Below are 22239 nucleotides of genomic sequence, written 5' to 3' on the forward strand. Positions count from 1 at the left end.
GCCGGCACAAAATTAAGTACTACTATGCCCATGCCTATTCGCCGTATGAAAGAGGCACCAACGAGAACTTTAATCGCACACTAAGAGAGTATTTCCCAAAGAAAACCAATTTCGGCCATGTAAAGCCCTCAGAGCTCAAAAAAGTCTTGTTGAGTATCAATACTCGTCCGATGGCTTTACATGGCTTTAAAACGCGTCTGAGTGCCTTTAAACGACATCTCAGCTATCAAAAACTACAGTTAAGTTGGATAACGTAAAAATAAGCTTCATCAAAAGATGTACTTGGCTATCAAAATAGGCAGGCTTTTTTGGTGACCACAAATTTTTTTAAAACATAAAAAAGCTGATATAATCAGCTTTATCGAGGATTTATCCCGATTGATTTCTTAAACTGTTGCATTAGGGGTTGACAAATGCCGTGCATATGTTACTTTCGATAATATATATTATGTAAAGTATTGTGATAAACATGATACGAAAATAATTATGCTAAAAATAATAACGATATGATATATTAATCTTGTAATAGCTGTGAACAATATCAAAAGACATAATGAGGAATGCAAATGTGTAGTAAAGATTTTAAGAGTTATTTTTATCCCTTCTTGATTAATAAGTTTGAATCAAAGTTTTTAGAGGATGAAGAGACTTTAATTGTTCCAGATACAAATTACTTACTCGCAATACTTAGTTTACCTGATGAATATGGTAGTCAGTATCTTAAAGCATTGAAAGATATTAATATATATGTACCTTATATAGTTGCACTCGAGTTTAATTTTAATAAATATAGAATCAAATTTGACAAAATAAAAAAATAGAAGAGTTACAAAAAAATAAATTAATAAAACAAACTATTAATCAGGAAATAAAAAAATTAGCAGTTATTTTAGAAAAAGGACAACATAAGAGAGTTCTTTCTTTAACTAATAAATATCTAGATGAATTAACTAACGAATTTGGTTCTGAAACTAAAGACAAACTACAATCTTTATATATTACTAAATTTGATAAATTAGTAGAATTGATTAATCCTTATATAGGTGAAAAACCAACTCAAGAAGAAATTAATCAAATTCAGGAAAAAGGAAAAGAAAGATATAAATATAAGCTTGCTCCTGGATTTAACGATGAACAGAAAGGTGAAGCACGCCGCTATTTTGATTCATTACATTATGAGCAAAAATATGGTGATCTTTTGATTTGGGAAGACATTAAAAAGAAAGCCAAAGATACTAAAATAAAAAAAGTTATATTTGTTACTGATGATGGGACTTCTCATGAAAAAAATGATTTAATTTTTAATGGAATGGGTCCGAGAATTAATATGATTGATGAATTATGTCGAGAATCAGAAGCAGAATTTTATATTTTAAGTAATAACAATTTTGTTCAATATCGCAATGGAACAAAGGTTCCCTCCATTAAAAATGAACTTTCAACACAGTCAGATCGTCTAAATATTTATTGGGATAACAAAAGAAAAATAGATGAAAATAAAATAAATATTTTAAATATTACAGAGGAAATTAGGAATTTAACATTTGCATCGATGTCATCCGTCATTTCTCCTTCAGATGCAACTACTAGATATAATTATTTAACTAGTGAAAAAGATTCTCTTATTGAGAAAAATAAATATTTAGATTCACAAAATAGTTACTTAAAACAAATGTTTGAAACACAATACGGAATAGATATCGAAGATACTCTGCCTGATAATGAATGGTAAATTTAACCGTTAAATTGATGATCTATTTCTTAAATTCATGATATATTTCGCTAGATATGTTTTGAACTATTTCACCCCATCATTCTAACAACAAACTTTTTCTCCTTTTTCTTCATCTTCATCACAAAATCTTCATAAGACGTCGCATTGTCAGGTATTATTAACCCACACTTCGTTACCATAATATCTCTATGAGGCTGGACATCATTCTCATACGTCACTCCTTGATTCAACTTCAACTGTAATGAATCATCACCATTCTGATCAGGATACAAGAAATAACCTTTGTGTGCATCAAATCTGAACATATAAGCTAAGACTTGCAAATAGTCACGATTTCCAATATTGTGCATTGGTTTGTATTTAGCATCTGCGATGATTCGATTGTCAGTATCTTTACTGATGAAATCTGGATAAATTAAGCCAACCTTGCTATTTTTTGTAGAGAATAGCCACTGGGCGCCGTTTCCGCCTTTATTCATTGGGTGATAGAACTTATCTTGGATAAGCGAGTTGACATATTCTTCCCATAGCCATGCGCCATCAAAGAGAATGCCATGGACCTGTTTCATACCAGAGCCAATCTGATGTTTTTCATGTTGTAAGATCATAATGCAGAGTCGTTGCAGTGATCGATACTCATGATAAAAAGCATGTGTGATTGGCTTTTTCTTATTTATCTGAATAATCTTGATTTTTTCTTGAGGAGAATAATTTTTAGTTGTATCAACTATTGAATCAACTTCTTTTTTAACTTTTTTCATCAAAGTCTTGCCATAGGCCTGATGTTTTATAAACTCAATGGTATGACGGATAAGTTCCATTAAATAATTATCGTATGAAAACTCACGTTTGCTATAGGCGACTTTGCCAAGAAAAGGCGTATTCTCTTTGATGTGGCGTGGAATATCAATCTTTCCCTTGATGTTCGAATCGTTATAGTTGTTATTGATATATGTCTTAAATACACCCTTTCTCATTGCTGATTTTAGGTAGATCGGGAACAGAAAGACAAGTAAGTTGAATAGCTGATTTTCCTGGTTGGCACTTGTATTTAGGTCCAGTATATTTGGAAAATCCATTACTATTTCCAGCATATATTGTAAAAAATAATCTTGTTCGTTAGTGCTGAATCTTGATTCAATAACTAGTTGATCGTCTCCATATCCAAGAAAACCCATTACATTACTTGTTTTATAATAATTATCCTTACTTTTGATAATCATTTGTTCTCTTGTAATGTCTTCAGCATCTTTTATTAAATCTGGGAAAACAAAGATACCTTCTTTTTCAAGTTGGCCCAGAGTTTTATCACTAACTCGGTTAACTAGGCTAGAAATGGGGACGAAAGCTTCTTTCAACAACGATGCATTATCTTTAACCCTCAACGTTTTCATAGACATCACCAGTTATTGAGGAGTAGCCGTATGCTCGTGCAAACCGTTTTAAGATACCCTCTTCGTCATACATGCCACGGACGTAGTCTTGTAGTAAAGGAAGTAGATAGTCTTCCCATAATTGATCAAAAGTCAGAGCTTTCAACTTCAAGAAATAGGATGCACCAATGAAGTAATTTTCATTTAAATCATCGACTGTTGATATTTCGTTATATAGGGCTTCCATCCGATTAATGGCTTCTTCTTTTAATTCTTCACCTAAACTATTCAACATTTCTAATCGGTCTTCGGCCTTAATTTCAATGAAACGGAATCGACGGCGCATGGCAAAATCAAAACTATCAACCGAACGATCAATATCGTTCATGGTTCCGATAATATAGACATTCTTAGGAATTGAAAACTTCTTTTCCGGATTTTCATGAAGGCTGGCATATTGAGTCGAGACTTCGCCGGCTGTACCACGATAGCCAGGGTCAATTGAAAAGAACAGTTCCCCAAGGACTTTTGAGATTTCAGCACGATTAATTTCGTCGATGATGAAGATAAAGGGTTTCTCGCCTTCTTGCTCAATCTTTGTTTGGGGAGAAGTGATTTTTTGTGCTTTTATTTCTTTAAAAATCGCTAAATCATAAGAGTACGCTTGGGTACCATGTGTCTTTCCAAAGAAGTCGGTCAATTCTTTACGCTTATTAAAATCTGTTCCAGATTCTAACATTAATAGCAGTTCGACTTTGTTAAGCTTCAACTCGTTAATGGTTGTATTGTCAGGAATCGCTATATAAATATAAGCTTCGTCAAAAGCAGTTATATAGAATCTGTTACCACTAGCAATCTTTAATTGATCAACGCCAAGATCTATTCTTGAAAGATACTCATCTAAAATATCTTTAGCTGAGGTCTCTTTTTCCAGCGTATCGATACTTTTATCGGCATTTTCAATGTTTTTCTGCGCTTTTTTTACAAATTTAGTAAAAATACCATCTTCCAATTGGAAATTCATGGTGCCGTTATCGTTTATTCTTGGTCGTAATCCTTCAACAAAGTCAGAATAATCGTAACTTGGATGAAATTGAACAAATTCTACTTGTTTCTTCTGCTCATCGGTAAGTGAATCATAGTCGTTAACGTGCCCTTCACTAATAATGTCCGCTGCGATTTCTTTGGCCATATATGATTTTCCAGTTCCTGGAGCGCCTCGGAAAATAACATTTTTCGATTCAAGGAGTGTTTGTGAGAAGGCGTTTAAGTAATAGAGGCGATCATTTTCAGGTTCATTAAGTTCATTTTCGATGTATTCTTCGTTTGACTTGACGCGTTTGTATGTCAAAATGAATTTGTCACCCGCTTGTCCGAAACGTTTCAGACACTCTTGTACAAAAATCAGTGTTGAGAAAATATTCCAACAGTACAAAACCATGAGGTTTCTGTCAGCACAGGTATATGTTACGGATCTAAAATCGTTATCGTATTCATTGAATGCTTCTTTACTTGGAAAAATTCCACGAATGATTTCAGATGATAACGAGTAGCGGCAAATTGGAAAATTTTTCTTCTCTTGTGGTGATAATGCTTCTAATTGCTTTTCATAAATTTGGCAGGTAAGGCGCGGAATTTTCTGAATTGAAACCTGGTGTTCACCCTTTTCTCTTTGCCGTTCAATCTTTTCGTCATCATGGTTGATAAATACAATATCTATCGGACCATAGGCATCACCTAGACGTAGATTATTCATCGTAAATTCTGGATCAGTTGAGATAATGTTTTCCGACGTTATTATCATCTCGAATTCTTTTTGTTTTTGATCCGTCATATCCTTCTCTCTCCAGTTTAATCGATTTTATTTATAATTTGAGTATTCTCAATCAGTATACCAAAAAAGGACGTTCACCGTACTCATACGATAATCGTCCTTTTTGTTTTAAATCTACTTATACTTCACCCACACACTTTTCAATGAAAAATGTTGAATTTGTTAGCGTTGTACATTGTGATAGTACTTGCTGAATTTTCTTTTACAGATAAGTATTCTTTTCTAAATTCAGGATTCTTCATTTCATTGTTAATGATTTGACTAATCTTCATTATGTTCCCACCATTGCTTTTTACTCTTCCATTTCATCCCATAGTGGAGAATGATAATCAATAGTCGGTATTGTGTCAGGCTTAACAGCCAGCCGATTATATTCAACAACCGCATCCAAACGATCTAAAAAGTCTGCGGCAGCTTCTTTAAAAGAATCATAAGTTTTTTGTGATCTTTCAAAATCAACAAACCAAGCTCGTTCATTTGTACAACTGACAAAATATTGATTATTGTCGAGAAGATCAATCCGAACCTCATAAATATTTCTACCAGGTGAAAAAATACTGTAATGAAGATTATCGTGATTGTATCCTCGTTCATTAACAATTTTTTCTAGCCACTCTCGTTCTTCATTAATATTCATTCGATTTCCTCTATTAAGCCAAGTTTCTTTAGAATTTCCGCAACCTCTGCTTCTTTTTCTGGATTAATACCAGCGTTTGTCATGATTTGATGAGTGGTACCATCTACATCTTCTAAAAATCCCATTGCTTTTAACCAACTGACGCTAATTGGTGTAACTATTTGTCGAGCATCAGGATTGCTACCATCATAGCCGAATGCGGGACCAATACGTCCTTCAACTATTTTCTCGTTTAAAAGTCCTTCAACTGTTGTATGCCAACGCTTTGCAGTAATTGAAAATTCATATTTTTCTTTATCAGACAGACGTTCATATGCTTTTTTCATTGTTTCATTATTAATAAGGTCCTTAACAAGGTATTGGTGATATTCCTGTGTTTCCTTAGGATATGGTAATCCACGTTGTTCGTATGGTACGTTGTTCTCTGTATCTGAGAAAAAACAACCATTATCAACCTCATTCTTGAAGTAATAACGATCGAGTATCGTATTTCGATGATAATAGCGATTAATCATATCCATTAAGTAATCTGCTGCTTCTGCTGTTTCTTTTTCTTTTTTTCGTTTACGTCTAAAAAACATACTCACTTCTCCCCTTCACTTCTTGAACAAATTATAACATGGTGAATTACTAAAGAAGCCAGACGAATATACCTAATAACAATCTCAATACCTCCTCTGTTTCACCGCCTGATGAACAAAGTTAATTAACGTTAGAAAGTCAAAGACTGGCAAATCAGTCTTTTCCTGCACGGCTTTGGCGTATGGGGGCAGATCGGAGCATTCGAGTAAAATGGCGCCGATACTTGGGTCGCTGTCAACTGTTTCCTTGGCCAGGTCAGATAAAGCTCGTTCGAGGGCTTCGTTGTCGAGTGGCTTCTTGCCGTAGCGGATTGGAGCGAACTCTTCCAATTGGTTAACGTCAACTAGCACGTAGCGATTGGTGTTGGTGTTTCCGGCTGCGGCAAGTGCGTGTTGGATGTTTTCGCCGTTGGCAGCGAAAACAGCGATTTTTTGATTGGGTGCTAGTGAGTTTTCAATCAGAGGTACTTGTAACAGACTTGATGTGAAGACTGGAATGTTCACGGCTTCTTTGAGCAAGTTCTGAAAGTTGGCAAAGAAACCACAAGCGCCGATGATGGCTCGAACTCCGCTGGCTTCGAGTTTTTGAGCGGCAGCGACAATGGTTTCGTTTAGTGATTCGTCGCCCTGAAAAAGTAATTCCAGGTCAATATCGACAACTTCGTAAAGAACGGGATAGTCGAAAGTCTCAGCGTTGGCGACGTTGCCGAGCGTCTTCTCGTAATCGAGATTGGGTGCAAGAATGCCGATGGTGTACCCGGCAAATGGATGGCGGTTGTGGTTTTGCTTGATAGTCATATAAGACCCCTTTCAGATGCTTTGCTTCGTTTTAGGGTAATAAAAAAGTCCCGTAGTCAAAAGACTACGGGACGAATAAAATCGTGTTACCACCCTGAATTCTAACCAGCATCACTGCTGGTTACTCGATAGGTACGTCCATGAAGAGATACCCTGACGCGATAACGGGCGCACCCGGTGCTGGCTAACGAATTGCTCACCAGCGCGAAGAACTCAAGGACCATGTTCAAAAACTTAGGATCGTCAACTTGCACCAGACGTTGACTCGCTGTGGAACCGCCGTTTTTTACTCTTCCTGTCGATGTTCGGTTACCAAAAGAATAGCAGTCCTCTGTTTGAATGTCAATAAAAGTCAACGAGAAACGACGCCCCAACTTTCTTTAGTTCATTTGTACTAGCCATAGTTAATCGGTCCCCTCGCATGTCATTGTATATGAGTACCAAAATTAAGATAAGAACTGGTATATACTCTAGTGATTTTAAATATATGCTTTTATAAAACAAAAAAACGAACATTATCAATTGAATCCATCTTAAATTAAGAATATTCAACTAAAAAATGCTTACTTAAGAGGGATTATTTGTCTTTATCTGTTTAAAACCGTATATTAATACATGGGGTAACCGAAAAGGTTAAAAAAACATATTTTTTTCAATGTGATGCGATGATTAATCGGAAAATCCCCTTTGGTTGTTGTAGCTCCCTGAAGGAATGGAGAAATTATGAAGACATTTGATTATGACACAGTTCGACTTTTACCTAAAAAAAGCATTTTAAAAAGTCGAAGAGATGCAGATACAAGCGTTCAACTCGGTCAGCACACGTTTCGGATTCCAGTGATGCCTGCCAATATGGAATCCGTCATTGATCAAAACCTAGCTGAGTGGTTATCCGCTCGTGGTTACTTTTATGTTATGCACCGTTTCAATCCGAACCAGCGCTTTGACTTCGTTCAATCAATGCAACAAAAAGGATTAATTGCATCAATCAGTCTTGGCATTACAGAGGAAGAATATGAATTAATTGACTTATTTAAATCAAAGAATATTATACCGGAATACATCACCATTGATGTTGCCCATGGTCACTCCGATTATGTCTTTCAAATGGTTGCTTACATCAAGAAAAAGTTGCCAGAAACATTCCTAATTGTTGGTAACATGGGGACGCCTGAAGCAATCGTCGAAGCAGAAGCGGCTGGAGCCGATGCAACAAAGGTTGGCATTGGCCCAGGGAAAGCATGTATCACAAAGGATAAAACCGGCTTTGGGACCAATGGTTGGCAGCTTGCTGCCCTTTCTCAGTGTGCACAGGTTGCGACGAAACCGATTATTGCAGACGGCGGTATTCGTCATCACGGTGACATTGCTAAGTCGATTCGTTTTGGTGCAACCATGGTGATGATTGGTTCCATGTTTGCCGGTCATGATGAGACGCCAGGTGAAGTTATCGAAAAAAACGGCAAAGCCTATAAAGCCTACTACGGTTCTGCTTCAGCTCGTCAAAAGGGAAATGAACACAACGTTGAGGGTCAAAGCCTCTTAGTCGAATACAAAGGTCCCCTCGAAAAGACTTTAAAAGCCATGAAGGAAGACCTATCCTCTGCAATCTCATATGCTGGAGGAAAAAGTCTGACCAGCCTCAAAACGGTTGATTACGTCGTTTTAACGGATTACTAAACAAGAAAGCACCCGCTAATGCAGGTGCTTCTTTTTATTCGATGCTAGTTAATTTTTAGGCGCTTAAAAACCTCATCAATTCGTCTGAGGTGGTAATTATAATCAAAGGCATCTGCCAAGCTATCTGAGCTCAACCTTTGCTTAATTTCCGGCGACTCTTTGACTAATTTCTCAAATGAAATGCCCTCGTCCCACGCCTTAGCAGTTAATGGCTGAACCAAGTCATAAGCTGCTTCACGGCTCAATCCTGAGTCAATCAATTTCAATAAGACACGCTGGCTGTAGATCAAACCACCTGTCTTATTTAAGTTTTCTTTCATTCGGTTTGGGTAAACCTCAAGCTGGGCTAAAATTTTAGTAAAACGGGTTAACATGTAGTCAATCAAGGTTGTTGCATCGGGGAGAACGATGCGTTCGACGGATGAGTGTGAGATATCCCGTTCATGCCAGAGTGTAATGTCTTCATAGGCTGGAACGAGGTATCCGCGAAGAACCCGTGCCAAACCAGAGATATTTTCGCAACCGATTGGGTTTCGCTTGTGAGGCATGGCGGACGAACCCTTTTGTTTTTTGTCGAAGAATTCCTGAACTTCACGAATTTCAGTTCGTTGTAAGGAACGGATTTCAGTGGCAAAGTTTTCCAAAGAAGAGCCAATCAAGGTAATCGTCGAAAGATAATCGGCGTGTAAATCACGTGGTAGAACCTGACTGGTAATTGGTTGGTTCTTGAGGCCAAGCAAGTCACAGACTGATTCTTCGATGACCGGTGGGATGTTTGCAAAAGTCCCCACTGCACCAGAAATTTGACCAACTTCTACTGCGGAAGAAGCCCGTTCGAAACGGTTGATATGCCGTCCGATTTCGTCGTACCAGCGTGCTAATTTAAATCCCCAAGAGGTCGGTTCAGCATGGACACCGTGCGTGCGACCAATCATCACCGTATCTTTAAATTGAACGGCCTGCTCTTTTAACAGTGCGTGAAGTTTCTTTAAATCTTCTAGAATGATTTGGTTGGCTTGTTTTAAACGTAGCCCGTTTGCCGTATCAACGACATCGGTGCTCGTGACACCGTAATGAATCCATTTTTTCTCTGCACCAAGCGTTTCCGAAACTGCCCTTGTAAAGGCGACAACGTCATGGTGCGTCTGATTCTCGATTTCTTTGATTCTGTCCAAACTAAAAGAAGCGTTTTCCTTTATTGCCTTTAATTCATCAGATGATACGAGTCCCTGTTCGGCCCAGGCCTGATCAATGGCAATCTCAACTTTTAGCCACGCTTTATATTGGTTCTCCATCGACCATATTTGTGCCATGGCCGGGCGTGCATAACGATCTAGCATCATATTCCCCCGTTTTCTCGAATAACTAAATTTTATCACAAAAAGGACTTTATCGTTCGCTTTTAATGCGTATAAATCAATATATTTTTAATATTTAATCATATAAAACGAATAACATTCGTATAATAACCTTGTTTTTTATTTTAACGTTCGTTATGATGGTCCTGTTGCATCGAATGAATGAAGAAAGCAAGGAGTGAATCATGCCAGCAACTGTTATCGTTGGAAGTCAATGGGGAGATGAAGGAAAAGGAAAAATCACGGACTTTCTTAGCCAAAAAGCTGATTTTGTTGTCCGTTATTCCGGCGGTGATAATGCCGGGCACACCCTTGTACTCGACAATCAAAAGCTTCACTTACAGTTGATTCCGTCGGGAATCCTCTTGGAAAATGTCCAAAATGTCATTGGTAACGGGGTGGTTTTGAATCCCGAAACCCTTTTTAACGAAATCGATTACCTAGCTAAATACGAAATCGATACAAAAAATCTTGTAATTTCAGACCGGGCACAGGTCATTATGCCCTACCATCGCTTACTCGACCGGCTGCAGGAAGAAAAAAAGAGTCATAAACTTGGGACGACTCAAAAGGGAATTGGTCCTGCTTACATGGATAAAGTCGAGCGGATTGGGATTCGTGTTTGTGATTTGATTGATCCAGAGATTCTAAAAGTTCGTTTAAAAGCGACTTTAGCAGCTAAAAACGAAATCTTAACGAAGCTGTACGGTCAGCAAGCACTCGATTTTGATAGTATTTATGAGACATATAAGTCCTACGGTGAGCGGATGAAGCCCATGGTAACGGATACATCTTACTTAATTAACAAAGCCTTAGATGAAAATAAAAAGGTCCTTTTCGAAGGAGCTCAGGGATCCATGCTCGACATCGACCAAGGAACATACCCCTTTGTCACTTCATCAAATCCCATTGCTGGTGGCGCAACTATTGGCACGGGAGTTGGACCAACCCGTATTAACGAGGTTGTAGGGGTTTCCAAAGCATATACCTCCCGTGTCGGTGAAGGGCCATTTCCGACCGAACTTCACGATGAAATAGCAAACACCATTCGCGAAGTGGCTCATGAATATGGTGTCGTGACCAAGCGTCCACGTCGTATTGGCTGGTTGGATACCGTTGTTCTTCGCCATGCGGTTCGGATTTCTGGAATGACACAACTTTCCTTAAACTGTTTAGATGTCTTGACCGGTTTTAAGACCATTAAAATCGCCGTTGCCTATAATTTAGACGGTAAAATCATTGACCACTACCCGGCTAATAACCGAGAAGTTGCCCGTTGTATCCCAATTTACGAAGAACTACCCGGCTGGGAAGAAGACATCACGGGTGTCACCAATATTCAGGACTTACCAATTAATGCTCAGAATTATTTAATTCGGATTTCTGAAATCGTTGGTCTCCCCCTTCACACCTTTGCCGTTGGTCCTGAACGTGAAGCAACACATGTTCTAACAAAAATTTGGTAAGAAAAAAAGCCCATATTTGTTAGAAAGAACAAGACAGGAATTATTTTTAACGTTTGCTATTTTTTTAAAATTGAAATAAAAACATTCGTTTTCATATTACAACACATTCACTATTTTGGCGTTATATCCGGTTTTTAATGCTAACCGAGTTTCTACCGTCCGGCAAAAAGGACGACTATCACCAAGGGTTTTAAAGCGCGCTTGGAATTCTTTACGCGCTTTTTTGTTTCTCCCGATAGAGGGCTCGGTGTGTCATTTTTAAAATCGAGTATGACAGGACTTCACCAACTCAAGGAGATATCATGGAAAACCCAACAAAACCACTTCCTAAAGTCCAAGCGCTCCTGCTTGGACTCCAACACGTTCTAGCGATGTACGCCGGTTCAGTTTTAGTTCCTTTATTAATTGGAACAGCTTTGCACTTCTCTGCCACTCAGTTGGCTTACTTGATTTCCGTTGATATTTTCTGCACGGGTTTGGCAACTTTGCTTCAACTAAAACAAACGCCGGTTACCGGAATTGCCTTACCAGTCGTCCTTGGTTCTTCAATCCAAGCCGTTTCTCCGTTAATTAACATTGGTTCCACACTTGGATACGGTGCTATGTACGGCGCGACGATTGTTGCAGGACTATTTGTCGTGGTAGTTGCTGGTAGCTTTTCCCGCTTACGTGGCTTTTTCCCACCCGTCGTCACTGGTTCATTGATTACCGTGATTGGGTTAAGTCTAACACCGATTGCTCTCCAAAATTGGGGTGGCGGCACAACAACTGCGAGAAGTTTCGGTTCCTATCAAAACTTGATGATTGGCCTGATCACCATCATGATTACCTTGATCTTGATGAAATTTGCTAAAGGTTTTTTGAAAGCCATTTCGATTCTACTTGGGATTGTTTTAGGTACGATTTTTTCGGCCTTTTTCGGCGCTGTTTCGCTTAAGCCGGTCGGAAATGCCGCTTGGTTCCACTTACCAACCCCTTTCTTTCTAGGTATGCCGACTTTTTCATGGTCCGCTTCCTTAACAATGATTGTGATCGTCCTGACTGCCATGATTGAAGCAACCGGTGTGTACTTTGCCCTCGCTGAAATCACTGGGCAAAATCTTAGTCAAAAAGATCTCGCCCGAGGCTATCGAGCAGAAGGACTTGCTGCCATCCTTTCAGGTATCTTTAACACCTTTCCCTACTCGACTTTTTCTCAAAACGTGGCTGTTATCCGTCTGTCTGGTGTGAAAACGAAACAGCCGATTTACTACGCAGCCTGTCTCCTACTCGTTCTCGGGCTGTTACCAAAATTCGGCGCGCTAGCCACCATCATTCCAAGTGCTGTTCTTGGGGGCGCCATGATGGTCATGTTCTCTACCATTGCGATTCAAGGGGTTCAGATTCTCGGAAAAGTCGATCTGACTAAAGAAGGCAATTTGTTGACCGCCGGTCTTTCAATTGGCGCTGGACTTAGTATTGGTGCTGTCCCGACTTTTCTCAACCAATTTCCTGAAGCTTTCAAGTTAATCCTGACAAACGGTGTTGTCGTGACCACTCTTCTTGCCGTTTTGTTGAACCTTTTTTTGAACGGTTGCCCAGACAACAATCAGAAAAACAAAACAAATCCTCAATAATGATAAAATAAAAAAATCATGAACTAGTTAAGGGAGTTACCATGAAAGAATTAGAAAAGAGAATTCAAGCCGATGGTCGTGTGCTTGGGAAAGATATTTTAAAAGTCGATTCCTTTTTAAATCACCAAATCGATTCCCAGTTGATGCAGGATATGGGGAAGGAATTTGCTCGCCTTTTCGCCAGCCAGGGTGTGACGAAGATTTTAACGGTTGAGGCTTCTGGTATCGCACCTGCTGTCATGGCGGGACTGGCGCTGAACGTTCCTGTTGTCTTCGCCCGTAAGAGTAAATCACGAATCTTAACGGATGACGCCTTTACGGCTGATGTCTACTCCTACACCAAGCAGACGACAAAACAGATTCGCGTCGATAAGCGCTTTCTAATAGGAGACGACCGCGTACTTCTAATCGATGATTTTTTAGCAAACGGTCAGGCTCTTCTAGGATTAAAGACGATTGCTGAGCAAGCAAATGCCGGCATCGTTGGCGCTGGCATCGTGATTGAAAAGTCCTTCCAACCGGGTCGGCAAAACGTCCTTGACGCAGGACTTACTAATATTCATTCATTAGCACGTATTGCGGCTTTTGAAGATGGACATGTAATCTTTATGAACGAAGAGGATGAGGAAGTAGATTGTTAAAAGAATCGTAGATGAAAAAGGCAGCCCGTTATCAACACGGACTGCCTTTTACTTTACATTCTTACTTTCCCAAACGCTTTGAGTATTCTTTTGTTTCTTCTTCGTAACCTGGCTTGCCTAAGAGTGCGAACATGGCAGTCTTGTAAGCTTCAACACCTGGTTGGTTGAATGGGTTGACGGCGAAGAGGTAGCCGGAAATGGCCACGGCCTTTTCGAAGAAGTAGATCAAGTAACCTAGTGTGTACTCGTCTTGCTTTGGCAAGTGAACGGCGAGGTTTGGCACACCTCCGTCAACGTGGGCAAGGACGACACCTTGGAAGGCCTTCGTGTTCACTTCGTCAATGGTCTTCCCTTCGAGGTAGTAAAGCCCGTCGTTGTTTCCTTCTTCGGTAGGGAGTGGCATATCAACGATTGGGTTATCCAATTTGACAACCGTTTCGAAGAGGTCGCGGCGGCCTTCTTGGATGTATTGACCGAGTGAGTGAAGGTCGGTTGAGTAGTTGGCAGACGTTGGGTAGATTCCCTTCTGGTTCTTACCCTCTGACTCACCCATCAACTGCTTCCACCATTCGGACAGGTATTGCATGCTTGGTTCCCAGTTCGTCAGCAATTCACTCGTGTAACCCTTGTCATAGAGGATTCGGCGCAAAGCGGCATAACGGTAAGCATCGTTCTTCTTCAAATCCTCATTGTCGTATTCTCGTTCGCTATCCCTAGCCCCTTGCATCAAGGCATCGATGTCAGCACCTGAGGCTGCGATTGGCAAAAGACCAACTGGAGTCAGGACAGAGAAACGACCACCGACACCGTCGGGAATGACAAAAGTCTCGTAACCAGCCTCTTCGGCTTCGTTATGAAGCGCGCCACGCTGACCGTCAGTCGTAGCGTAAATGCGCTTCTTAGCGCCTTCCTTACCGTACTTCTTTTCCAACAATTCCTTGAAGACACGGAAGGAAACCGCGGGTTCAGTCGTCGTTCCGGACTTGGAGATGATGTTCAGGGAAAAGTCCTGGTCGCCGATGGTACGGATGAGGTCCGTCAAATAAGCAGACGACATGGAGTTTCCGGCGAAGTAGACTTTGACACCCTTGCGCTGGTCCTTGGCCAATTCGTTGTTAAACATTGGGTTCAAGAAATCGATGGCCATCTTGGCACCGAGGTAAGAACCACCAATCCCGATGACCACCAAGACGTCAGAATCGGACTGAATCTGCTGAGCAGCAGCCTTGACGCGGTCCAGGTCAGCCTGCTTTGTATCCGTTGGCAACGTCACCCAGTCGGTAAAGTCGGCACCCGCGCCCGAACGGTTTTCGAGTTGCTCGTGGGCTACCGATACCAATGGCTGAATTTCGTCTAATTCATGATCCGCAACAAAGTTTTTCACACTGTCGCTATTAAAAGTAATATAAGACATTCTTTCTCTCCTCGCTTCCTTAATCCATCAACGGTCGATGGCAAAGGCGTGGCCCTCACCGACTTTTACGACTTTCTTAGCCAAGGCAAAGTCACCAAGTGTAGCCGAACCATTGTTCTCAATCTCTGGCATCGTGATGTACTCGTCCAAAGGTGGTACGTCGACGTAACCGTTTAATTCATCAGCAAAGTGCTCGCGAATCATGTTCAAGAACTCCGGTGACATCACCCCACCACCAAAAACAATCTTGTTTGGGCGAACCGTCAAAGTTGTTTGCACGGCAGCTTGGGCCAAGTAATAAGCCATGATGTCCCAGATTGGGTCAGTAATCGGAACTTCTTTTCCGTTCTTACCAAGACGAGCGTCAAAAGTTGGGCCGGAAGCCAAGCCTTCCAAACAGTCACCGTGGTGTGGGCAGATGCCCTTAAAGGCCAAGTCAGCTGGATGGCGCTTGACTTTGACGTGGCCCATCTCCTGCAAACCGAGGGCACCGATAAAGTGGCCATCAATCACGATTCCAGCACCAACACCGGTTCCGACCGTATAGTAAACCACGCTCTCAACGCCTTCGTCATGGCTTTTTGCCGAAACATATTCACCATAGGCCGATCCATTGACGTCCGACGTCAAAAAGATTGGCACGTTAATTTCATTCTTAATTTTATCAACAATGTTAATCCCCCGCCAGGCGACTTTCGGTGTTTTCTTCGTAATCACACCGTAGTCGGGATGGTTCAGGCGGACTTCAACAGGACCGAATGCCGCAATCCCAATGGCATCCAGTTCCGGAAAACGTTTAAAAAAGTCGACCGTTCGTTGTAACGTCTCTTTGGGATCCTTTGACGGAAAGGTTTCCTGATCAATAACCTTATAATTTTCATCGCCAACGGCACAGACAAACTTTGTTCCACCAGCTTCAACACTTCCAAGCAACATATTGTTTTCCTCCTATTGTCTATGTCTATATAGTAGCACTCTTTTGTTATAAATGAAAGCGATTTCAATAAAATATTAAATAAAAAGTCTAGCTTTGTTTTGGAGTGCTAGACTTTCTATAAATAATTCGTTTCTTCCTTGACCTTTTTAAGTTTCCGGCGATACACCAGCGCTGCCAATATCAACCAGAATAAGGCAATCACAACATCAATCAACAGCTCGCCCTTTCCTGTAATCAGCCACTGCATTAAGTGGGAAAACGGCAGCAATTCGGTTAAAATCTTTAACCAGACCGGGTAATGACTAAGCGGAACGATAACGCCACTTAGGAGAACAATCAAGATGCCCACAACGTTTCCGAAAAAATAGGGATCACTTTTACGCCATGCGGCAACAGTGGCCACAAAACCAACAATACAGGCAAAAATTAGAGCAACCGGCGTGATGGCGAATGCTCGCCCTAACCAGCTACCATCACCTGCTAGCAACCGAATCAGCGTTAAGATGACAAGTACCTGTCCAATTGCTACCAGAAGAGCGGCCATGATTTTTGATAGCCAATAGGGAATCGAAAAAGGTGCACTAACGGCCAACTCAAGGTCAATGCCTCGTTTTTGATCATCGACAAACTCGGTATTTAATGTGGCAATTAGGGTTTGCGCACCTGAAATAATACTCATCGCCACAATGGTATGAATAAAAAAGGAACTACTAAACTGCGAACTCAACAACCCCACCATCAGAATGCTAAAAAGCGGTTCGACAATAAAGGTAATCAAAAAAGTCCGATAATTTTGAAAATAAGGTAGGGATTGTATCGCTAACTTTAACATTACAGTCCCCCCATCTCGCCGACTAAGCGAACTTTTTTCATGCAATAGTTCAACAATGACTTTGCCAAGACTAACCAAACGATTGAAATGATCATAAATTGTAACAGGTCCACTCCTGTGACCGTTGTCGGGTGAAGAATCAGTTTAACCGGTGTCGTCATGGGCAGGAACCAACCGAATACTTGGACCGTTCTTCCCCACTGTCCCGGTATCTGATAAATGCCCGACCCAATCAAGATTGGTGCCATCAATAATCCTTCATAGAGCATTGCGTTCGGCGTTAATACAAAAGTACCAGCAACAACGAAGTCTAGTAAAATAACAGAGGCCCAGAGGCCAAGAATACCAAAAAATAAGGCAAAAAAGTGTCCATTAACGACATTAATACCTAGCAGAAAGCTGGTCAAAAACGAAATTGGAAAGGCTAATAGTCCAAAACAAGCCGCTGGAATAATTAGGGCTGACAGACTAAAGGCATCGCCCCTGCGGCTATCAAGAATGTAGGGCAAGGTTCCTTGATACTTTTGAAAAGGGATAACGCCAGCAGCTGACGTACCGGCCGCCCAAGTACCGATAATGCCAGCTCGTAGCCAAATGTTTGGGTTACCTAGATCATGTACCGCGTAGGCTGCCACGTATTGAATCATGACATAGCTGATAGTGGTTACAAAAACAATGGTACGAAAATAACTGTTTTGTGCAAATAGTTTAAGGTGAAAGTAAACAATCGTCAGAAAATCTTTCATTTTCTACCTCCTTAAACCGTCGGCCAAGGCAAGGTAGGATTCTTCTAACGTCGCCGGACGGTTAACTTTCGTTACGCCGGAAAGCTTAACAACACTTTCAACCGTGCCATCATGAACGATTTTTCCGGCACCAATGAGCAAGACTCGGTCTGCCAAACTTTCAATTTCGCTCATGGTGTGACTAGTGAGTAGAATGGTCTTTCCATTGTCAGCGAGCTTTCTAATGAGGTCCCGGATTTCATGGGCAATTTCCACGTCTAACCCGTTCGTTGGTTCATCTAACAGAATAATGTTAGTATCTTTTAACAAGGCTCGGGCAATGTGTAATCGCTGCCGCATGCCGCGAGAAAACTCACCAACTTTCTGATACTGGACGTCTTGTAATTGAACGGCTGATAGCACTTCCTCAATCCTTTTTTTGCGCTCTTTTCGAGGAATCTTAAATAGGACCGAAAAAAACTTCAAATTATCGAAAGCGGAAGCACGGGCATAAAAGCCAAGTTCCCCACCAAAAACAGTAGCAACCTGGTTTTGGACTAATTTTGGCGACAAGGCGGCATCCTGTCCATCAATAATTACATGGCCAGCCGTTGGGCTAAGATAACCAGCAATCATCTTAACTGTTGTTGTTTTTCCAGCACCGTTAGGGCCTAGTAAGGCAACAATTTCACCTTTTCTAATTTGGAATGAAACATCAGCCACGGCGGTAAACGGCTGTTTTTTCTGACCGAACTGCCGCTTTAAATTTTTAACTTCAAGCAAAAGAAACCTTCTCTCTGAATGACGCAACTCGGCCTTTCATCAAAATATGATAAACGGCTTACGACTTTTAAACGATTATGGCATTTTACTCATAAAAAGTCAATTAGTAAGATTAAATAAACATTTCCAACAAAAAAGGCAACAACCCTCAGGTTGTTGCCTTTTTTAAATAACTTGTCATTATCCTTCTGACTCAATCAACTGTGAACCAAGTTCGTAGTTGTGCGTGTAGTCAACTGGCACGTCCACAACAACTGGACCGTGGGCAGCGAAGGCTTCGTCAAGCACCTTGTTCAAATCTTCAGGCTTATCAACGCGAAGACCCTTGGCACCGAATGCCTCGGCGTACTTAACGATGTCGATGTTACCAAAGTCAACACCAGCACATTCACCGTACTTCATTTCTTCTTGGAACTTCACCATGTCGTAGTGAGCGTTATCGTTCCAAACGATGTGCACTGTATCTAAGTTCAAGCGAACGGCCGTCTCCAATTCCATTGCGGAGAAGAAGAAACCACCATCACCAGAAACGGAAACAGATTTGGCACCTGGACGAACCATGGCAGCCGTGATGGCCCATGGCAAACCAACACCAAGTGTCTGCATACCGTTTGAGATCAAGAAGTGACGAGGCACGTATGACTTGAAGTGACGGGCCATCCAGATATAGTGAGAACCGATATCAGTTGAAACCGTCATGTCATCCGTTACGTGGTTTTGGATGGCTTCCACGACATCCAACGGATGGCTCAAGTTTTCAGAGGCAGGCGTGTAAGTAGGCTTATCTGCCTCGGCCAAGTCTTCCTTCATTTCTTTCAAGACGGCTTGTCCGGCTGCTGGAATTTCGTAACCCTTGATGTCTTCTGCCAGCAAGTTCAAGCTTTGGCTAAGATCACCAATTAATTGACGCTTTGGCACAAAGTTGTTGTCGATTTCGACGGGCGTTGTATCCAAAGCCACGATGTTCAAGGTGTTTTCCTTGTTCCAGTTGCGTGGTTCGTATTCGATGGAATCGTAACCAACCGTCACAACCAAGTCAGACTTTGACAAGAGCTTATCACCCGTTTGGTTACGGAAAAGTCCGATACGACCAAAGAAAGAATCCTCTTCAAGGTCACGTGAAATAACACCGGCACCTTGGTAAGTTTCAACAACTGGCAACTTCGTGTCACCCAACAAAGCGTGCAACGCGTCAACCGTGTCATCATCAGAACCACGAGCACCGACCAAAAGAACTGGCAATTCAGCCTGCTTGATTTGTTCAGCCAACCACTTCAAGTCTTCTAATGAAGCACCCCCCTGCTTAGCAGCAGGCACTTCAGGCAAAGCTTCGATTGAAACCGGTGAATCATCAACATCTTGTGGCAATGAAACAAAGGCAGCCCCACGCTTTGCACCGTTTGCAGCAGCAAAGGCGTTGGCGATGATTTCTGAAATGTTGTTTGGATCTTGAATTTCAGAACTGTAGTTTGTAATCGACTTGAACAATGACACAGAATCCGTTGACTGGTGAGTCAAACGGTTCAAGTCACGACGTGGCACTTGACCACCAATGGCCAAAACAGAATCGTTTTCGGCACTAGCCGTCATCAAACCAGAAACCAAGTTTCCGACACCTGGGCCAGAAGTAACAACCACAACACCGGTCTTACCAGTGATACGTGAAAAAGCTTGTGCCATGAAAGCCGCGTTTTGTTCGTGACGAGTCACGATCAACTTGGGCACCTTTTGCCCTGGCTTTGGGTGGTCCAAAGTTTCAAACAAACGGTCAATCTTTGCACCTGGGATACCAAAGACAATGTCAACGTCGTGGTTGACAAGGCTGTCGGTGACAATATCAGCACCAAATTTTTGTTCAGACATGTTTTTACTATGGGTTTTGATCAGAGAAAAGTCGAAACCCATGTTTCCTTTCATTTACATTCTAATTTATAAGGGATTTTGCTTATGATTCTGCGTCAGCAATGACACCGTTTAAGCTTGAAAGGTCCGTTAAGTCGGCCTTCTTGTAATCTTCGTTGTTCGTTGGCAAGTTAATCGTAACACCAGACAAGATCTGGATGGAAACATCAACGGATTTGAGCGTGGCGCCTAAGACATGACCACCGAAGTCCAAATTATCAGATAAGAAGTGCTGGTGGAAACCGGGAACGCCGACACCTTGGAAGACAAGTGGTGTGAAGTAACCAACCATCGTCCCCTTCACGTCATCTTTGTCGAAAATAACCTGCGTCTTGGCAATTTCGCCAAGGCCTGGGTAAGGCTTTTTGGACTTGGCAGCGGCACGAGTCTCAACCGTCTTGAATTCACCAGTCATCTTAACGGCGAAGAAGAGGTTTTCAGTGCCAACTTCCTTCAGAATTTCCTTTTGCAAATCGTCAAGCGTAATGTTGTCAAAGTGCTTCAGTGGCTTGAAATCTGCTTGATGAACATCACCAAAAGCGATGGGAAAGTCATCGGCAACCTTGTTTACGTGTCCGTGGACGTCAACTTGGTAAGCCACACCGTCCAACATGATCAACTCACCATCGACACCAGCACCCGTTCCAATTCCAGTATTACCGGAAGCTAACACATCTTTAGCCGTTACAAAACCGTCGAGAAGACTCTCAACCAACATTTGCATCGTTCCAAATTGTACAACTGGTTTCATGTATTACCCCTATCTTTATTGGTCAACTAAGTTTACCTATAAAGTCTACTCCTCCGAACACATTCTTGTCAATATTGTTAATAAAAGAGTTTATTTTTAATTTTTAAAAACTTTGTAAATAATGGGTCACCATGTCTTCTAACGCCTTTTGCCAATCACCATCGTGCTTTTCTAAGTAGTGATTAATCTTTTTGCTCTGGTCTCGGTTTAGTTCGGTAATCATGGCCTGCCCTTCGTCAGTCAAGTACAAGTCTTTTATCCTGGGATCATCCTGTGATGGCCTCGTTTCCAATAGATTTCGTTCTTCCAAGTCCTTGTATGGCTTGATAAAGCCTTGCTTGCTAATCCCCATGATTTTCAAGACTTTTTTAATGGTTGGCTTCGTTAAGTGACTCACCAAAAAAAGAATCCGGTGCTGTGTTTTGGTAATGTGAAAACGATCCAAATCAATGTTTTGTGAAAAGTCCTGATAGGCGAAGTAAATCATCGCAATATTGGACTCTTTAATTTTCTCTACCATGGTAACCTAACCCTTCTCATCGTTTCGTTAGCTAAATACTAGCAGATTCGAGACAAAACAAAAAGGTCCTCCCTTATGGAGAACCAGAAGAAGTTGATTTATTTTTTTGAGAGAACCTTTGCAAACATTGTCTTTTTACGTCGTTGACCCATTCGGTAACTTGAATTAACGAACCCAAAGGCGATTAAGAAAAGCACGGTCAACCAGTAAGCAACAAGGTGATGACCTAGGTTAAAATGTTCAAAAACTTCGTAAGTAGTCGGGATACTGTTTAGCAAACCAGCCAATGAAACGTAGAACCAAGCCGTTGCCTTATCAAAGTACCGTAGAATTTCTTTCAGCTCCCCTGAACTCAACCCCTCTTTTTGAATGATTTCGATGGCTCGCCTTTTTTCATAAGCAATTTTATAAAATGGCAATAGCCAATACCAAGAAGAGATTTTCGGAGATTGACGATCATCCTTGGTAAGGGCTCGAATCGTTGATTCCTGTTCTTCCAATTCCAATCGGGATTGATATAAAGGAAAGATGAAGAGTAGCCATTCTCCAATGAATGACAGAATTAACATGAACCGTTCCATAATTATCCCTCTACTTTCGGTATCGCGTTCGCTACACTATTCTAGGCTTTCTAAAATGAACAGTCAAACAACGTC

The 22239-nt window shown here is 41.2% G+C and carries 22 protein-coding genes and 1 other annotated feature; of the genes, 7 read left to right on the plus strand and 15 right to left on the minus strand.

The window, feature by feature from the left end:
- From IV71_RS08335 to IV71_RS02470, 3 genes are all read left to right on the plus strand, one after another.
- On the plus strand, window positions 1–257 hold a 257-nt coding region (locus tag IV71_RS08335), incomplete at its 5' end, for a transposase (protein ID WP_420889347.1).
- Between the two features lie 309 nt (window positions 258–566).
- The gene (locus tag IV71_RS02465) at window positions 567–821 is read left to right on the plus strand and encodes a hypothetical protein (RefSeq protein WP_029489787.1); all 255 of its coding nucleotides are present in this window, start codon (window positions 567–569) and stop codon (window positions 819–821) included.
- On the plus strand, window positions 818–1732 hold the full coding sequence (locus tag IV71_RS02470) for a PIN-like domain-containing protein (protein WP_158534685.1): 915 nt from the start codon (window positions 818–820) through the stop codon (window positions 1730–1732). The genes IV71_RS02465 and IV71_RS02470 overlap by 4 nt, the downstream gene beginning before the upstream one ends.
- Before the next feature lie 71 nt (window positions 1733–1803).
- On the opposite strand, the gene IV71_RS02475 is transcribed toward IV71_RS02470, so the two are convergent.
- The 5 genes from IV71_RS02475 to IV71_RS02495 form a co-directional block, all read right to left on the minus strand.
- Window positions 1804–3129 carry a 5-methylcytosine restriction system specificity protein McrC gene (locus tag IV71_RS02475; RefSeq protein ID WP_010690790.1) on the minus strand — a complete coding sequence of 442 codons (1326 nt, stop codon included), beginning with the start codon at window positions 3127–3129 and terminating at the stop codon, window positions 1804–1806.
- The gene (locus IV71_RS02480) at window positions 3110–4942 is read right to left on the minus strand and encodes an McrB family protein (protein ID WP_010690791.1); all 1833 of its coding nucleotides are present in this window, start codon (window positions 4940–4942) and stop codon (window positions 3110–3112) included. Before IV71_RS02480 ends, IV71_RS02475 begins: the two co-directional genes overlap by 20 nt.
- 292 nt (window positions 4943–5234) lie before the next feature.
- The gene (locus IV71_RS02485) at window positions 5235–5579 is read right to left on the minus strand and encodes an Imm59 family immunity protein (protein WP_010690793.1); all 345 of its coding nucleotides are present in this window, start codon (window positions 5577–5579) and stop codon (window positions 5235–5237) included.
- Window positions 5576–6160, minus strand: a complete 585-nt coding sequence (locus IV71_RS02490) for a glycohydrolase toxin TNT-related protein (protein ID WP_010690794.1) — start codon at window positions 6158–6160, stop codon at window positions 5576–5578. Before IV71_RS02490 ends, IV71_RS02485 begins: the two co-directional genes overlap by 4 nt.
- Window positions 6161–6244: 84 nt before the next feature.
- Window positions 6245–6958, minus strand: a complete 714-nt coding sequence (locus tag IV71_RS02495) for an aspartate/glutamate racemase family protein (RefSeq protein ID WP_010690795.1) — start codon at window positions 6956–6958, stop codon at window positions 6245–6247.
- A gap of 64 nt (window positions 6959–7022) precedes the next feature.
- Window positions 7023–7269 (minus strand) — a binding site (T-box leader).
- 412 nt (window positions 7270–7681) lie between these two features.
- On the opposite strand from IV71_RS02495, the gene IV71_RS02500 reads away from it, so the two are divergent.
- A complete protein-coding gene (locus IV71_RS02500; protein ID WP_010690796.1) occupies window positions 7682–8638 on the plus strand; it encodes a GMP reductase in 957 nt (318 codons plus the stop codon).
- 44 nt (window positions 8639–8682) lie between these two features.
- On the opposite strand, the gene purB is transcribed toward IV71_RS02500, so the two are convergent.
- Complete coding sequence (gene purB, locus IV71_RS02505; protein ID WP_010690798.1) at window positions 8683–9978, minus strand: adenylosuccinate lyase; 1296 nt, start codon at window positions 9976–9978, stop codon at window positions 8683–8685.
- Window positions 9979–10181: 203 nt separating this feature from the next.
- Between purB and IV71_RS02510 the strand changes: the two genes are divergently transcribed.
- The 3 genes from IV71_RS02510 (at window position 10182) to IV71_RS02520 (ending at window position 13719) form a co-directional block, all read left to right on the plus strand.
- A complete protein-coding gene (locus tag IV71_RS02510) occupies window positions 10182–11462 on the plus strand; it encodes an adenylosuccinate synthase (protein ID WP_010690799.1) in 1281 nt (426 codons plus the stop codon).
- A 302-nt stretch (window positions 11463–11764) separates the two neighbouring features.
- Complete coding sequence (locus tag IV71_RS02515) at window positions 11765–13078, plus strand: nucleobase:cation symporter-2 family protein (RefSeq protein ID WP_010690801.1); 1314 nt, start codon at window positions 11765–11767, stop codon at window positions 13076–13078.
- A gap of 41 nt (window positions 13079–13119) precedes the next feature.
- On the plus strand, window positions 13120–13719 hold the full coding sequence (locus IV71_RS02520) for a xanthine phosphoribosyltransferase (RefSeq protein WP_010690802.1): 600 nt from the start codon (window positions 13120–13122) through the stop codon (window positions 13717–13719).
- A 61-nt stretch (window positions 13720–13780) separates the two neighbouring features.
- Here the strand turns inward: IV71_RS02520 and IV71_RS02525 are convergent, their stop codons facing one another.
- The 9 genes from IV71_RS02525 to IV71_RS02565 form a co-directional block, all read right to left on the minus strand.
- On the minus strand, window positions 13781–15133 hold the full coding sequence (locus tag IV71_RS02525; protein WP_010690803.1) for a glucose-6-phosphate isomerase: 1353 nt from the start codon (window positions 15131–15133) through the stop codon (window positions 13781–13783).
- Between the two features lie 27 nt (window positions 15134–15160).
- Window positions 15161–16069, minus strand: coding sequence for an ROK family protein (locus IV71_RS02530; protein ID WP_010690804.1), 909 nt, complete (start codon window positions 16067–16069; stop codon window positions 15161–15163).
- 116 nt (window positions 16070–16185) lie between these two features.
- Window positions 16186–16902 carry an ABC transporter permease gene (locus IV71_RS02535; protein WP_010690805.1) on the minus strand — a complete coding sequence of 239 codons (717 nt, stop codon included), beginning with the start codon at window positions 16900–16902 and terminating at the stop codon, window positions 16186–16188.
- Complete coding sequence (locus IV71_RS02540; protein ID WP_010690807.1) at window positions 16902–17648, minus strand: hypothetical protein; 747 nt, start codon at window positions 17646–17648, stop codon at window positions 16902–16904. The genes IV71_RS02535 and IV71_RS02540 overlap by 1 nt, the downstream gene beginning before the upstream one ends.
- A 3-nt stretch (window positions 17649–17651) precedes the next feature.
- Window positions 17652–18410, minus strand: coding sequence for an ABC transporter ATP-binding protein (locus IV71_RS02545; RefSeq protein ID WP_010690808.1), 759 nt, complete (start codon window positions 18408–18410; stop codon window positions 17652–17654).
- A gap of 180 nt (window positions 18411–18590) precedes the next feature.
- Window positions 18591–20273, minus strand: a complete 1683-nt coding sequence (gene alsS, locus IV71_RS02550) for an acetolactate synthase AlsS (protein ID WP_029489791.1) — start codon at window positions 20271–20273, stop codon at window positions 18591–18593.
- An 82-nt stretch (window positions 20274–20355) separates the two neighbouring features.
- Window positions 20356–21063: an acetolactate decarboxylase gene (gene budA / locus IV71_RS02555; protein ID WP_010690815.1), complete on the minus strand. Its 708-nt coding sequence runs from the start codon at window positions 21061–21063 to the stop codon at window positions 20356–20358.
- Between the two features lie 103 nt (window positions 21064–21166).
- A complete protein-coding gene (locus IV71_RS02560; protein ID WP_010690818.1) occupies window positions 21167–21583 on the minus strand; it encodes a MarR family winged helix-turn-helix transcriptional regulator in 417 nt (138 codons plus the stop codon).
- A gap of 98 nt (window positions 21584–21681) precedes the next feature.
- Window positions 21682–22164 carry a hypothetical protein gene (locus IV71_RS02565; protein ID WP_010690819.1) on the minus strand — a complete coding sequence of 161 codons (483 nt, stop codon included), beginning with the start codon at window positions 22162–22164 and terminating at the stop codon, window positions 21682–21684.
- Window positions 22165–22239: the final 75 nt, after the last annotated feature.

The organism is Fructobacillus fructosus KCTC 3544 (assembly GCF_001438695.1).
GTDB lineage: Bacteria > Bacillota > Bacilli > Lactobacillales > Lactobacillaceae > Fructobacillus > Fructobacillus fructosus.

Excerpts from the sequence above, each read along its gene's own strand:
- IV71_RS02465 (WP_029489787.1), top strand. The coding sequence starts at position 567 with ATGTGTAGTAAAGATTTTAAGAGTTATTTTTATCCCTTCTTGATTAAT.
- IV71_RS02475 (WP_010690790.1), bottom strand. The coding sequence starts at position 3,129 with ATGAAAACGTTGAGGGTTAAAGATAATGCATCGTTGTTGAAAGAAGCT.
- IV71_RS02480 (WP_010690791.1), bottom strand. The coding sequence starts at position 4,942 with ATGACGGATCAAAAACAAAAAGAATTCGAGATGATAATAACGTCGGAA.
- IV71_RS02485 (WP_010690793.1), bottom strand. The coding sequence starts at position 5,579 with ATGAATATTAATGAAGAACGAGAGTGGCTAGAAAAAATTGTTAATGAA.
- IV71_RS02490 (WP_010690794.1), bottom strand. The coding sequence starts at position 6,160 with ATGTTTTTTAGACGTAAACGAAAAAAAGAAAAAGAAACAGCAGAAGCA.
- IV71_RS02495 (WP_010690795.1), bottom strand. The coding sequence starts at position 6,958 with ATGACTATCAAGCAAAACCACAACCGCCATCCATTTGCCGGGTACACC.
- IV71_RS02500 (WP_010690796.1), top strand. The coding sequence starts at position 7,682 with ATGAAGACATTTGATTATGACACAGTTCGACTTTTACCTAAAAAAAGC.
- purB (WP_010690798.1), bottom strand. The coding sequence starts at position 9,978 with ATGCTAGATCGTTATGCACGCCCGGCCATGGCACAAATATGGTCGATG.
- IV71_RS02510 (WP_010690799.1), top strand. The coding sequence starts at position 10,182 with ATGCCAGCAACTGTTATCGTTGGAAGTCAATGGGGAGATGAAGGAAAA.
- IV71_RS02515 (WP_010690801.1), top strand. The coding sequence starts at position 11,765 with ATGGAAAACCCAACAAAACCACTTCCTAAAGTCCAAGCGCTCCTGCTT.
- IV71_RS02520 (WP_010690802.1), top strand. The coding sequence starts at position 13,120 with ATGAAAGAATTAGAAAAGAGAATTCAAGCCGATGGTCGTGTGCTTGGG.
- IV71_RS02525 (WP_010690803.1), bottom strand. The coding sequence starts at position 15,133 with ATGTCTTATATTACTTTTAATAGCGACAGTGTGAAAAACTTTGTTGCG.
- IV71_RS02530 (WP_010690804.1), bottom strand. The coding sequence starts at position 16,069 with ATGTTGCTTGGAAGTGTTGAAGCTGGTGGAACAAAGTTTGTCTGTGCC.
- IV71_RS02535 (WP_010690805.1), bottom strand. The coding sequence starts at position 16,902 with ATGTTAAAGTTAGCGATACAATCCCTACCTTATTTTCAAAATTATCGG.
- IV71_RS02540 (WP_010690807.1), bottom strand. The coding sequence starts at position 17,648 with ATGAAAGATTTTCTGACGATTGTTTACTTTCACCTTAAACTATTTGCA.
- alsS (WP_029489791.1), bottom strand. The coding sequence starts at position 20,273 with ATGTCTGAACAAAAATTTGGTGCTGATATTGTCACCGACAGCCTTGTC.
- budA (WP_010690815.1), bottom strand. The coding sequence starts at position 21,063 with ATGAAACCAGTTGTACAATTTGGAACGATGCAAATGTTGGTTGAGAGT.
- IV71_RS02560 (WP_010690818.1), bottom strand. The coding sequence starts at position 21,583 with ATGGTAGAGAAAATTAAAGAGTCCAATATTGCGATGATTTACTTCGCC.
- IV71_RS02565 (WP_010690819.1), bottom strand. The coding sequence starts at position 22,164 with ATGGAACGGTTCATGTTAATTCTGTCATTCATTGGAGAATGGCTACTC.